This window comes from Streptomyces sp. NPDC044719, from assembly GCF_056433405.1.
In genome coordinates this window covers 1-12,429 of the sequence record NZ_JBWKHE010000005.1, presented here as the reverse complement: position 1 = coordinate 12,429, position 12,429 = coordinate 1, and the positions used below count along the sequence as shown (strand labels likewise).

General features: G+C 69.8%; 15 protein-coding genes. 7 read left to right on the top strand and 8 right to left on the bottom strand.

Features of this window, described 5'->3' with window-relative positions:
• Positions 1–69: 69 nt before the first annotated feature.
• The 3 genes from AC07DF_RS20210 to AC07DF_RS20200 form a co-directional block, all read right to left on the bottom strand.
• Positions 70–798: a transglycosylase SLT domain-containing protein gene (locus AC07DF_RS20210; RefSeq protein WP_478972828.1), complete on the bottom strand. Its 729-nt coding sequence runs from the start codon at positions 796–798 to the stop codon at positions 70–72.
• Between the two features lie 300 nt (positions 799–1,098).
• Positions 1,099–2,235, bottom strand: coding sequence for an S-adenosylmethionine:tRNA ribosyltransferase-isomerase (locus tag AC07DF_RS20205; RefSeq protein ID WP_478972826.1), 1,137 nt, complete (start codon positions 2,233–2,235; stop codon positions 1,099–1,101).
• Complete coding sequence (locus AC07DF_RS20200) at positions 2,232–2,930, bottom strand: SDR family NAD(P)-dependent oxidoreductase (protein ID WP_478972822.1); 699 nt, start codon at positions 2,928–2,930, stop codon at positions 2,232–2,234. The genes AC07DF_RS20205 and AC07DF_RS20200 overlap by 4 nt, the downstream gene beginning before the upstream one ends.
• Before the next feature lie 415 nt (positions 2,931–3,345).
• Between AC07DF_RS20200 and AC07DF_RS20195 the strand changes: the two genes are divergently transcribed.
• The 3 genes from AC07DF_RS20195 (at position 3,346) to AC07DF_RS20185 (ending at position 5,525) form a co-directional block, all read left to right on the top strand.
• A complete protein-coding gene (locus AC07DF_RS20195; protein WP_478972819.1) occupies positions 3,346–4,491 on the top strand; it encodes a GAF domain-containing sensor histidine kinase in 1,146 nt (381 codons plus the stop codon).
• Positions 4,484–5,125 carry a response regulator gene (locus AC07DF_RS20190; protein ID WP_478972816.1) on the top strand — a complete coding sequence of 214 codons (642 nt, stop codon included), beginning with the start codon at positions 4,484–4,486 and terminating at the stop codon, positions 5,123–5,125. Before AC07DF_RS20195 ends, AC07DF_RS20190 begins: the two co-directional genes overlap by 8 nt.
• A 154-nt stretch (positions 5,126–5,279) precedes the next feature.
• Positions 5,280–5,525 carry a chaplin gene (locus AC07DF_RS20185; RefSeq protein ID WP_382499906.1) on the top strand — a complete coding sequence of 82 codons (246 nt, stop codon included), beginning with the start codon at positions 5,280–5,282 and terminating at the stop codon, positions 5,523–5,525.
• Positions 5,526–5,746: 221 nt separating this feature from the next.
• Here AC07DF_RS20185 and AC07DF_RS20180 read toward each other — a convergent pair whose 3' ends face one another.
• Entirely contained in the window at positions 5,747–6,535 is a 789-nt protein-coding gene (locus tag AC07DF_RS20180) for a hypothetical protein (protein ID WP_478972812.1), read from the bottom strand.
• 161 nt (positions 6,536–6,696) lie between these two features.
• On the opposite strand from AC07DF_RS20180, the gene AC07DF_RS20175 reads away from it, so the two are divergent.
• The 3 genes from AC07DF_RS20175 to AC07DF_RS20165 all read left to right on the top strand — a co-directional run bounded on the left by AC07DF_RS20175 (position 6,697) and on the right by AC07DF_RS20165 (position 9,112).
• On the top strand, positions 6,697–7,494 hold the full coding sequence (locus AC07DF_RS20175) for an ABC transporter ATP-binding protein (protein ID WP_189730195.1): 798 nt from the start codon (positions 6,697–6,699) through the stop codon (positions 7,492–7,494).
• A gap of 95 nt (positions 7,495–7,589) precedes the next feature.
• On the top strand, positions 7,590–8,021 hold the full coding sequence (locus AC07DF_RS20170) for an NfeD family protein (RefSeq protein ID WP_382591813.1): 432 nt from the start codon (positions 7,590–7,592) through the stop codon (positions 8,019–8,021).
• Between the two features lie 131 nt (positions 8,022–8,152).
• Positions 8,153–9,112, top strand: coding sequence for an SPFH domain-containing protein (locus AC07DF_RS20165; RefSeq protein ID WP_478972807.1), 960 nt, complete (start codon positions 8,153–8,155; stop codon positions 9,110–9,112).
• Between the two features lie 67 nt (positions 9,113–9,179).
• Here the strand turns inward: AC07DF_RS20165 and AC07DF_RS20160 are convergent, their stop codons facing one another.
• The 3 genes from AC07DF_RS20160 to AC07DF_RS20150 all read right to left on the bottom strand — a co-directional run bounded on the left by AC07DF_RS20160 (position 9,180) and on the right by AC07DF_RS20150 (position 11,258).
• Positions 9,180–9,686: an HNH endonuclease gene (locus tag AC07DF_RS20160; RefSeq protein WP_391108331.1), complete on the bottom strand. Its 507-nt coding sequence runs from the start codon at positions 9,684–9,686 to the stop codon at positions 9,180–9,182.
• 209 nt (positions 9,687–9,895) lie between these two features.
• Positions 9,896–10,435, bottom strand: coding sequence for a YbhB/YbcL family Raf kinase inhibitor-like protein (locus AC07DF_RS20155; RefSeq protein ID WP_478972803.1), 540 nt, complete (start codon positions 10,433–10,435; stop codon positions 9,896–9,898).
• Positions 10,436–10,475: 40 nt separating this feature from the next.
• Positions 10,476–11,258, bottom strand: coding sequence for a sporulation protein (locus tag AC07DF_RS20150; RefSeq protein WP_478972800.1), 783 nt, complete (start codon positions 11,256–11,258; stop codon positions 10,476–10,478).
• Positions 11,259–11,403: 145 nt separating this feature from the next.
• On the opposite strand from AC07DF_RS20150, the gene AC07DF_RS20145 reads away from it, so the two are divergent.
• Positions 11,404–12,045, top strand: a complete 642-nt coding sequence (locus tag AC07DF_RS20145) for a DNA-3-methyladenine glycosylase (RefSeq protein ID WP_478972797.1) — start codon at positions 11,404–11,406, stop codon at positions 12,043–12,045.
• A 156-nt stretch (positions 12,046–12,201) separates the two neighbouring features.
• Here the strand turns inward: AC07DF_RS20145 and AC07DF_RS20140 are convergent.
• On the bottom strand, positions 12,202–12,429 hold a 228-nt coding region (locus tag AC07DF_RS20140), incomplete at its 5' end, for a hypothetical protein (protein ID WP_478972794.1).

Below are 12,429 nucleotides of genomic sequence, written 5' to 3'. Positions count from 1 at the left end.
GGGCGGCACCTCGTCAGGAGGGTGCCGCCCTTCGGCGTTCTCGTTCAGCGAGCAGAGGTCCGCGCTACCTCAGTACGCGCTGTCGACGTTGTCCATCGAGCCGTACTTGTCGGCCGCGTAGTTACAGGCGGCGGTGATGTTGGCTACCGGGTCGTAGATGTCCCAGGAGGTGCCGGGGACGTGCCAGGTCTTGAAGGTCGGCGGGATGACCTGCAGCAGACCCTTCGACGGGATGCCGTTGATGGCGTTGATGTCCCAGTTGTTGATCGCCTTCGGGTCACCGGACGACTCACGGATGATGTTCCGGTGGATGCCGTCGTAGGACGCCGGGATGTCGTGCTTCTTCAGGATCTCGAGCGACTCGCGGATCCAGCCGTCGAGGTTGTTCGGGTAGGTCTTCTTGGCGGCCTTCTTGGCCTCGGCGCGCTTGGCGTCGCGGCTCGCGGCCTCCTTGGCCTCGCGCGCGGCCTCGGCCTTCTTCTTCGCGGCCTCGGCGGCGGCCTTCTTCTTGGCGGCAGCCGCGGCGTCGGCCTTCTTCTTCGCCTCGATCTGCTCGGCCTTCAGGCTGGCACCGGCCATCTGGTCGGTGACACTCGCCTTCACGTCCTTGATCTGCTGGTTGCTGAACGCCACCGGAGCCGACTGAGCGGCTTCCGTCGTGGTCTTCGTCGAAGCACCGCTCGGCACCGCGGAGAACCCGATGGCGGCGGCGCCGAGGGTGGCGACACCCGCCATGGCGATCTTGTGGTGACGGGTCAGGTTACGACTGGGGCCACGGCTGAAGATGTTCTTGGGCATGGTGGTTGGACCTCTTCGAATAGCGCGGGAGTCGCTCGGCGTCCGGCGTTGGACTCGGTGTGTTTCCGACACAAACGCCGCGGAGGTGAACCCACGGCGCTGAGCGACGGCAGCCATTCTTAGCGGCCGCAAAATGGCGTGGCAAAGGTGTGACGTACGAAGGGAGATAGTGGATCAGGGAGGGGCAAATCGGGGCAGACTGGACCGTCTGCCCCGCTCAATAGGTCGAGTTTGTCTCCTACGTCCTTTCGTACGTGACGTGGGTCCTATGCGAGGGCTCACATCAGGCGAAGATCCGTCTCACTGCCAGTTGCTTGAGCAATGCGCTATGTGAGGGGCTTCGCCGGGTAGGACGAGGTGCACGTCCCCGAACTCGTGCCACAGGTAGCGGCCTTGCAGCGCAGCCTCGTATCCCCGCTCGACCGCCGCCCGCCCCGCGACCGCCTCCAGCATCAGCAGATGCGAGGCCTCCGGTTCGTGCAGCCCGGTCAGCAGCCCGTCCACCACCCGCACCCCGCGCTCCGGGGTCACCACGAGCGAGGTCCACCCCGCCCGCGCCCGTACGACCCCGTCGGCACCCGCCGTCGACTCCACGGCCCGCACCGCAGTCGTCCCGACCGCCAGCACCCGGCCCCCACCGGCCTTCACGGCGTTGATCAGCCGCGCCGACGCCGCGGGCACCGCGAAGCGCTCCGGATACGGCGGCTCGTGCGCCTCCGCCGACGACACCCCCGTGTGCAGCGTGACCGGCGCGAACCCCACCCCCCGGCTCACCAGCTCCGCCACCAGCCGCGTCGTGAAGGGCCGCGCCGCACTCGGCATCTCCGCACTGCCCGCCCCGTCCGCCGAGGGCAGCGCGAACACCGTCTGGTAGACGGACAGCGGCTGGTCCCGCTCCGTGTAGGAGTAGCGGATGGGCCGCCCGTACTCCCGCAGCAGCCCCGGAATCCCGGGCCCGGACACCCGCGCCCACCACAACCGGCCGCTCCGCCCGCTCAGCGGCTCCTCCAGCACCAGCCGGGTCCCTCCCGGAAGGCACACCTCCGAACCCGCGGGCCCTCCCGCCCGTCTCCCGCCACCACTTCTCCGAAGAGCGCTTCGCGCACTGTCTGCGTCCCGCGCGCGCGTGGTGCCCCGCCCGTCGGGCTCCCGCAGCTCCACCGCCCAGCGACCGTCATCCCCATGGGTGGAGAAGTGCACCACCACGCGCGCGTGCCCGAGCCGCCCGTCGACGGCAGCCGCCAGCGTGGCCGAGGTGTTGACCACGAGCAGATCCCCCGCCCGCAACAGCCGCGGCAGCTCCGTGAACGTGTGATGCGCCACCCCCGCACCCCGCGACACCAGCATCCGTACGGCGTCCCGGTCCAGCCCGGGCCCCCGCTGCTCGACCGGCACCCGGGCCGACAGTTCCTCCGGCACGCGCACGGCCGGTGTCATCGGGTCCCCTCCAGCAGAGCCGGAGCTCCGTACCGCCCGCTCGCCGGACGCTCGTCCAGCAGCCGCAGGAACCCCGGCACCACAGCCGCCGGATCCGGCCGCGGATCATGATCGTCCGGTACTGCCGCCGCATACAGTTCGGTCGCCATGTCCCCGGGATCCACCGCCCAGACCCGCAGCCCCGGCTCCTCCACGGCGAGCACCGCCACCAGCTGGTCCAGAGCCGCCTTGGACGCCCCGTAGCCGCCCCAGGTCTCGTACGCCTCGGCGGCCGCGTCCGAGCTGACGGCGACGACCGTGCCCGACCCCGAAGCCCGCAGCAGCGGCAGCGCCTCCTGGACCAGGCCGAGACCCGCCACCAGGTTCACCTCCAGGGCCCGGCGCAGCCCCTCCAGGGACAGCTCCTCCAGTCGCACCAGCGGCTCGGCGCCCAGCGCGCTCGCGTTGTGCATCAGCAGGTCGAGACCGCCCCGCCGCTCCGCCGCCGACACCAGCTCCGCCCGGTGCCCGGCGTCGGTGACGTCCCCGGGCAGGGCGGTCACGCGCGTGCCGTACGCGGAGACGGCCCCGGCCGCCTCCGTCAGCGCCTCGGAGCCCCTGGCGTCGAGCACCAAATCCCAGCCCCGGCCCGCCAGGGCCTCGGCGAGCGCACGGCCAAGGCCCTTCGAGGCCCCGGTGATGATCGCAACCGGCATGATCGGCTCCCTCCTCGTGATCGCGTGCCCTCAACGTAGGAACGGAGCCGCCCGGACCACCTCGGACGCGGGCCGCAATCCACCGGGTCCCTTCGCCCTAAGCCACAGGCCCGGCGCCCCCGGTCCTAGGGCCTGTCTGACAAATCCACGCCTGCTCCGCGACGCCTGGCACGCACGCTCGCCGCGTTGCCGAACCGCCCACGTGGCTCCGCCACGAGGACGCTCCGGCGCCTTGCGATCGCACGCACCAGACGCCGCGGAGCCCGCCCTTCGGGCGGACGACGGGGATTTGTCAGACAGGCCCTAGGCCGCGCGCGCCCTTCCGGCTCGGCCCCGAGACCTAGGCCCACCGGACCGGGCACCCGCCGCCACTGGTCCGATCCGCGCTGTCACAGCCCGCCGGTACCGTGAGGACATGAGTCACGGTCCCCGGTCCGGCCTCGCAGCGGTGAGTTCGGCGTTGCTGGCCATGAGCAGGCATCTCGAGGTGCGCGACGTCCTCAAGACGATCACCGCCTCGGCCCGCGAGCTGCTCGACGCGCAGTACGCCGCGCTCGGCGTGCCGGACGATCACGGAGGCTTCGCCCAGTTCGTGGTCGACGGCGTCAGCGAGGAACAGTGGAAGGCCATCGGCCCCCTCCCGCGCCAGCACGGCATCCTCGCCGCGATGCTGCACGAGGCCAGGTCCGAGCGCCTCGCCGACGTCCGCAAGGACCCCCGCTTCGAGGGCTGGCCGAAGGCCCACCCCGACCTGGTCGACTTCCTGGGCCTGCCGATCCGCGACGGCGACGAGGTCATCGGCGCGCTCTTCCTCGCCAACAAGAACTGCGAGAAGCCCGAAGGCGGCTGCGGCTTCACGGCCGACGACGAGGAACTCCTCGGCATCCTCGCCCAGCACGCGGCCATCGCCCTCACCAACGCCCGCCTCTACGAACGCAGCCGTGAACTGACCATCGCCGAGGAGCGCTCCCGCCTCGCGCACGAACTGCACGACGCGGTCAGCCAGAAGCTCTTCTCCCTGCGCCTCACGGCCCAGGCCGCGGCCCGCCTGGTGGACCGGGACCCCTCCCGCGCCAAGGGCGAACTCCATCAGGTGGCGGTGCTGGCCGCCGAGGCCGCCGACGAACTGCGCGCCGCGGTCGTCGAGTTGCGCCCCGCCGCCCTCGACGAGGACGGCCTCGTGGCCACCCTGCGCACGCAGGTGCAGGTCCTCGACCGCGCCCACACCGCCCGTGTGACCTTCACCTGCCGTGGCGTGAAGGCCCTGCCGGCTTCCCAGGAGGAAGCCGTCCTGCGCGTCGCCCAGGAGGCCCTGCACAACGCCCTGCGCCACTCCGGCGCCGACCACGTCGACGTGACCCTGGACCGCCGCGACGGCGGAGCCGTCCTGCGGGTCGCGGACGACGGCTGCGGCTTCGACCCGCAGGCGGTGCGGCGCGCGGGGCGCCATCTGGGCCTGGTCTCCATGCGGGACCGGGCGAGTGGGGCCGGCGGCACGCTGACCGTGGAATCGGTGCCTGGCAAGGGCACCACGATCGAGATGGAGGTCCCCGGTGGCTGACGCGATCAAGGTACTGCTCGTCGACGACCACCAGGTCGTCCGCCGGGGCCTGCGCACCTTCCTCGAGGTGCAGGACGACATAGAGGTCGTCGGCGAGGCCGCGGACGGCGCCGAAGGAGTGGACCGCGCGGAGGAGCTGAGGCCCGACGTCATCCTCATGGACGTCAAGATGCCGGGCATGGACGGCGTCGACGCCCTGCGCAGACTCCGCGAACTCGACAACCCGGCGCGCGTGCTGGTCGTCACCAGCTTCACCGAACAGCGCACGGTGGTCCCGGCCCTGCGCGCGGGCGCCGCCGGCTACGTGTACAAGGACGTAGACCCCGACGCCCTCGCCGGAGCCATCCGCTCCGTCCACGCCGGGCACATCCTCCTCCAGCCGGAGGTCGCCGGCGCCCTGCTGTCCCAGGAGGAGGCCAACTCGGGGCCGGGAAGGGCCGGCTCGCTCACCGACCGGGAGCGCGAGGTGCTCGGCCTGATAGCGGACGGCCGCTCCAACCGGGAGATCGCCCGCGCGCTCGTCCTCTCCGAGAAGACCGTCAAGACCCACGTCTCGAACATCCTGATGAAGCTCGACCTGTCCGACCGAACCCAGGCCGCCCTGTGGGCCGTTCGCCATGGTGTGACCGGCTGACCTGCTCACCCCATGGCAACGGAAGGTTCCACTCCGGACCGAGATTCATACTGTCGTGGGAATGTCCCTCGCATGGCGCATCCTCGGTGGGTCTCCGCCGTTCTCCAGTGCGTGCCGCGGCGCCTGCCGCGGCGATCGCAAGGAGGGCTCAGAAGTGAAGAACCTGAAGAAGGCCGCTGCCGTGACGATGGTGACCGGTGGACTGCTCGCCGCCGGTGCGGGCATGGCCTCCGCCACGAGCGGCTCGCACGCCGACGGCAGCGCCGTGGGCTCGCCGGGCGTCGCCTCGGGCAACGTGGTCCAGGCCCCGGTGCACGTCCCGGTCAACGTCTCCGGCAACAGCGTGAACGTCATCGGCGTCCTGAACCCGGCGTTCGGCAACCTCGCCGTCAACCACTGACTTCACCTCCGTTTCCGAGCCGAAGGTGACCCCGGCCTCCCGGCCCCACCCGGGAGGCCGTTCGGCATAGCTGCGGGCATGCGTGCCGCCAGGGGCGGCACGGGTGGGGGGTGGGGGTCCCCCCGCTCGAGCGAAGCCGAGAGTGGGGGAGGCACCCCGCTACGCCGGGCTGCGCACCCACCCGGCCCCAGCACAAACGCCGAGCACCCGGCACCCGACCGTCACCGCACCCCCCGCTCCCGCTCCTCCACAACGGAGTTGTACGCCGCGACCTGCGCCCGCCGAGCCGTCCGCTCCACCGGCCGCAACGCCTCCCGCCGCGCCCCCATCTCGGACGCACTCACCGCACCCCCGTGCCCACTCTCCGTCGCCACCACGATCAACGTCCCCACCCGCTGCGCCAGCTCCAGCACCCGCACCGCCCGCGACGGATACCCCGGCGCCAGCACCTCCCGCCCCCGCTCGGCCCGCGCCCGATACGCATCGATCGCCGCCTCGGCCACCGGCCCCGACCCGGCCACATCCAGCCGCGTCAGCACCTCCGTCGCCTCGCGAAGGGCCTCCGCCAGCTCCCGCTCGGCCTCACCCAGCGACGGCACATCTGCGGGCGGCGCCTCCCGCACGGGCAGCACATGCCATACGACCTCGACATGCACATCACCCTCGGGCCCGGCCTCGTACACCTCCGGCACCAGCCCGAACGCGGCGCCGTAACAGACCACGGCCTCCTCGGCGTCCAGCGCACGCGCGTTGAACTCCGGCGGCCCGCTCAGCCCCAGCGGATGCCCGGGCGCCGGCAGCGCGAGCCGCAGCCCGGTCACCCCGAGCGTCCGCAGCCGCCCCAGCGCGAGCGTCAGCCCGACGGGCGTCGGCTCCCCGGGCAGCCCCTCCACCCGGTGCACCGCGTCCTCCCCGACGATGGCGAGCACGGCGTCATCAGGTGAGACAAGTCCGGCCAAAAGGGCATTTCCCCAAGCTGCAAGACGTCCAGCACGTGGTTCCGAGAGCATGCCCCCACCCTAAGAGAGCCCAAGACCCGGACCGAGGGAATGCCCGGACCGACCGGTGGCGTAGATTTCATGGAGGGCTGCGCCCACCGGCGCGGCGGACCGAGCCACAGGCTTACGCGACAGCCGAGACCGGCCACACTGCAAGGGGAGACAACGCGCTCATGAGCGATGTTCTGGAGCTTCAGGACGTATCCGTGGTCCGCGAGGGCCGGGCTCTGGTGGACCAGGTCTCCTGGTCGGTCAAGGAGGGCGAGCGCTGGGTCATCCTGGGCCCGAACGGCGCCGGCAAGACCACCCTCCTCAACCTCGCTTCCACCTACCTCTTCCCCAGCTCGGGCACCGCCGCCATCCTCGGCGAGACCCTCGGCAGGCCCGGCACCGACGTCTTCGAGCTGCGCCCGCGCATCGGCATGGCCGGCATCGCCATGACCGAGAAGCTGCCCAAGCGCCAGACGGTCCTGGAGACCGTGCTGACCGCCGCGTACGGCATGACCGCCACCTGGCACGAGGACTACGAGGAGATCGACGAGCGGCGCGCCCGCGCCTTCCTCGACCGCCTCGGCATGAGCGACTACCTGGAGCGCAGGTTCGGCTCGCTCTCCGAGGGCGAGCGCAAGCGCACGCTCATCGCCCGCGCCCTGATGACCGACCCCGAGCTGCTCCTCCTCGACGAGCCCGCCGCCGGACTCGACCTCGGCGGCCGCGAGGACCTCGTCCGCCGCCTCGGCCGGCTCGCCCGCGACCCCATCGCCCCCTCGATGCTCATGGTCACCCACCACGTCGAGGAGATCCCCCCGGGCTTCACCCACGTCCTCATGATCCGCCAGGGCAAGGTCCTCGCCGCCGGCCCGCTCGAGCTCGAACTCACCTCCCGCAACCTCTCCCTCTGCTTCGGCCTTCCGCTCGTCGTCGAACAGGCGGGCGAGCGCTGGACCGCACAGGGCCTCCCGCTGTCCTGACCCGCCCCCAGACCACACAAATCCCAGAGTAAGAACGGCATTTCACACGCTGGGCGCCCTGTCGGCGACAGGGGCGTCGGTCCTACCATGACCATGTGGAAATCGACGCATGGCTGTGGTGGCTGATCGGCGCGGCAGCGCTCGGCATCGCGCTCGTGGTCACCGCGATGCCCGAACTCGGCATGCTCGCGGTGGGCGCCGTCGCCGCGGCGGCGGTCACCGGCGTCTTCGGTGGCGGAGCCGTCGCACAGGTGGTGGTCTTCGCCGTCATCTCGACCGCAGGCATCGCCGTCGTACGGCCCATCGCGAACCGGCATCGCGCCCAGCGGCCCCAACTCGCCACGGGCGTGGACGCGTTGAAGGGCCGACAAGCCGTCGTCCTGGAACGCGTCGACGCCTCAGGCGGCCGGATCAAGCTGGCCGGAGAGGTCTGGTCGGCCCGCGCCCTCGACACCGACCGTGCTTACGAAGTAGGCCAGGAAGTGGACGTCGTGGACATCGAGGGAGCCACTGCGATCGTCATGTGACCTCGCAGGACGTAACTGGAGTGAACTCCTCGCCAGCTACGCGACGGTCTGTCAGACTCGACCAGCAAGATCTTCGACAACCATAAGATCTGCCGAAGTCGCCGAGGCGGAGAAGGGTACGGGGAACGACGATGGAACCGGTCATCATCGTCCTGATCATTCTGGTGGTGTTGGTCTTCATCGCCCTGATCAAGACGATCCAAGTCATCCCACAGGCCAGCGCGGCCATCGTCGAGCGCTTCGGCCGCTACACGCGGACACTGAACGCGGGCCTGAACATCGTCGTCCCGTTCATCGACACCATCCGCAACCGCATCGACCTGCGCGAACAGGTCGTCCCCTTCCCGCCGCAGCCGGTGATCACCCAGGACAACCTGGTCGTGAACATCGACACCGTCATCTACTACCAGGTCACCGACGCACGGGCCGCGACCTACGAAGTCGCCAGCTACATCCAGGCGATCGAGCAGCTCACCGTCACCACGCTGCGCAACATCATCGGCGGCATGGACCTGGAGCGGACCCTGACCTCCCGCGAGGAGATCAACGCGGCCCTGCGCGGCGTCCTCGACGAGGCCACCGGCAAGTGGGGCATTCGCGTCAACCGCGTCGAGCTCAAGGCGATCGAACCGCCCACCTCCATCCAGGACTCGATGGAGAAGCAGATGCGCGCCGACCGCGACAAGCGCGCCGCCATCCTCCAGGCCGAAGGTGTCCGGCAGTCCGAGATCCTGCGCGCCGAGGGCGAGAAGCAGTCCCAGATCCTGCGCGCCGAAGGTGAGGCCAAGGCGGCCGCCCTGCGCGCCGAAGGTGAGGCCCAGGCCGTCCGTACGGTCTTCGAGGCCATCCACGCCGGAGACCCGGACCAGAAGCTCCTCTCCTACCAGTACCTCCAGATGCTCCCGAAGATCGCCGAGGGCGACGCCAACAAGCTCTGGATCGTCCCCAGCGAGATCGGCGACGCCCTCAAGGGCCTGTCCGGCGCCATGGGCAACTTCGGCGGCATCGGCGGCGGTTCCGGCGGCAACGGAGGCGCGTCCGGAGCCGGCGTCCCCGCCCAGGAACGCCGCGAGAAGCCGTCCATCGACTGACCGGGCACGCACGACCGGCACATCGAAGGGGCCCGCTTCTCTGGAAGCGGGCCCCTTCGTATGTCAGCTAGGCAGCGGGCTGCGCCAGCCACTCCGGCAGCGCGTCGAAGTCGTCCTGCCCCAGCGCCAGCAGCATCGCGTCCGCCGGCGTCGGCTCGAACGGCTCCCGAAGCAACGGCATACCCGCCTCCACCGGAGTCCGATTCGCCTTGCGGTGATTGTCCTCCGCACACGAGGCCACCGTGTTCAGCCACGTGTCCTGCCCGCCCCGCGACCGCGGCACCACGTGGTCGACAGTCGTCGCCCGCCTCCCGCAGTACGCGCACCGGTTCCGGTCCCGGACCAGCACACCCCGCCTCGACCACGGCGCTCGTCTTCGGAAGGGCACCCGTACGTACTGGCAGAGCCTGATCACACGGGGCGCCGGTATGTCGACCGCGGCTCCCCGCATCCGCAGTTCGGGGTGGGCCTGCTCGACGACGGCCTTGTCCTGAAGCACCAGAACGACGGCTCGGTTCAGCGTTACCGTCGACAGCGGCTCGAAGCTCGCGTTGAGTACCAGCGTGTCCCGCATACCAGCCCACCTCCCGTGTGCACCGGCCCACCCCCTGGCGGGCTGGGATCAACTCTGGCCGGGCACGCCGAGATGGACAACGCAATATCTGCTGCTCTCACGGGGGGTGACCCCCGTGCCCCCGGCAACAAAAATGCCCGCTCCTGATCAATTCCAAGACCAGGAGCGGGCAAACGTTCCGTGAACGCTGGGATCGTGAGGCGGCTTGCTCAGCCTTCGGCAGGCACCTCGTACTCACCGATCAGCTGGGCCCGCCCGATCGTGTGAAACCGCAGGTTGAAGCCCACGACGGCGGGCGAAGCCTCGGCATCCGGACCGAGCTTCTCCGTATCCACGGCGTACACCGTGAACACGTAACGGTGCGGACCGTCCCCGGGTGGCGGGGCGGCACCACCGAACTCCTTGCTGCCGTAGTCGTTACGCGCCTGGATCGCGCCCTCGGGCAGACCCTCGAACGCGCCGCTGCCCGCACCCACCGGCAGCTCGGTCACCGAGCCCGGAATGTCGAACAGCACCCAGTGCCAGAACCCGCTGCCCGTAGGGGCGTCGGGGTCGTAGCAGGTCACGGCGAAGCTCTTGGTCTCGGGCGGGAAGCCCTCCCACCGCAACTGCGGCGAGGTGTTGCCGGCCGCGTAGACCTGAGCGTCCTGGAGCGTCGCACCCTCCTCGACATCCTTGCTCGTGACCGTGAACGACGGTACGGGCGGATGGAAGTCGTGGGGGAGCGGCCGCCGCTTGAGCTCGGTCACCTCGGTACCTCCTGATCGATTCGTTCAGTCAGCCCCGAGCCTAGAACCAGTTGCGCTTGCTGCCGACCTCGGACAGCCACTGGTTGAGGTACGCGGTCCAGTCGGTGCCCTGGTAGTCCTGGAGCCCCACCTTGAACGAGCGGAACGTGTCACTGCCCTCGCTGAACAGCCCCGGCTTCTTGTCCATCTCGAGCACCACGTCCATGGCCTGCTCGTCGGCCACGAAGCTCAGCTCGACCTGGTTCAGCCCCCGGTACTGCTGCGGCGGGTAGAACTCGATCTCCTGGTAGAACGGCAGCTTCTGCCGCGTACCCCGGATGACACCGCGCTCCATGTCCGCGTTCTTGAACCGGAAGCCCAGCTGGATGAACGCGTCCAGGATCGCCTTCTGCGCCGGCAGCGGGTGCACGTTGATCGGGTCCAGGTCACCCGAGTCCACGGCCCGCGCGATCTCCAGCTCCGTGGAGACACCGATGTGCATCGAGCGCAGCGTCTGCCCGTCGATCATCGTGATCGGGGTCTCCCACGGGATCTCCAGCCCGAACGGCACCGCGTGCACCGCGTTCGCCTGGAGCTCGAACGCCCCGCCCAGCCGCGACTTCGTGAACTCGATGTCCTGCTTGTACTCCTGGTCGCCGCTCTCCACCTCGACCTTGGCCTGCAGCCCGACCGAGAGCCCCTCGATCTGCTGGTTCACGGACCCGCCCTGGATCCGCACCTCACCCTGGACGACACCGCCCGGCACGACGTTGACCTCGTGCAGCACCGTCTCGACCGAAGCCCCGCCGGCCCCCAGGCTCGCGAGCAGCTTCTTGAACGCCATGTCTCTCCCTCTCGCCCACTACGGGTGGATCCTTGATCCATACAAACGCGATCCGGCCGTGGCCGGTTCCATGCCCTCACCCTGGCAATACCGGTGCCCGCTGGCCACCCCGCCGCACCACACGTCTTTAGTACCCTCGGACGGCATGATCGCGACCCCCGACCGTACGCCCCTGTCCAGGGAGTTCTTCGACCGGCCCGTCCTCGATGTCGCCCCTGATCTCCTCGGCCGCATCCTGGTACGCACCACCCCGGACGGTCCGATCGCCCTCCGCCTCACAGAGGTCGAGGCCTATGACGGCTCCGACGACCCCGGCTCCCACGCCTATCGCGGTCGCACGGCCCGCAACGACGTGATGTTCGGTCCGCCCGGACACGTCTACGTCTACTTCACCTATGGCATGTGGTTCTGCATGAACCTGGTGTGCGGTCCGGAGGACAAAGCGAGCGCGGTCCTGCTCCGCGCCGGCGAGATCATCGAGGGCGCCGAACTGGCCCGCACCCGTCGACTCTCGGCCCGCAACGACAAGGAACTGGCCAAAGGCCCGGCCCGACTGGCCACGGCCCTGGGCGTGGACCGCTCCCTGGACGGCACGGACGCGTGCACTCCCGAGGACACCCCCCTCCGCATGCTGACCGGCACTCCCGTGCCCTCCGACCAGGTACTCAACGGCCCTCGCACCGGGGTGTCAGGCGACGGGGCCGTGCACCCCTGGCGCTTCTGGGTCGCCGACGACCCGACGGTGAGCCCCTATCGCGCCCATGTCCCGAGGCGCCGCCGAAGTTGACGCGTCCCCGCAAGGTGCGTAATGTGGCCCGAGCCGCTGAACCGGGTACGGCAATCGCCAGCAGTCGGAAGCGGCCAACCCACTACCTAGTCACTCCCCTCAGCAGGGGCGAATTCGGTGTGCCCGCATGCCTGAATTCGATGCCGACAGACTCGATTATGAGTTGGACGGCGAATCGGCTAACGTAGTGAATGTCGAAAGGCCGACGAGCGAAAGCCAAGGCCTCACGGCAAATCCCGCCGACAGGGAATCGGATCGAAAAAGGATCTGATAGAGTCGGAAACGCAAGACCGAAGGGAAGCCCGGAGGAAAGCCCGAGAGGGTGAGTACAAAGGAAGCGACCGTTCCTTGAGAACTCAACAGCGTGCCAAAAGTCAACGCCAG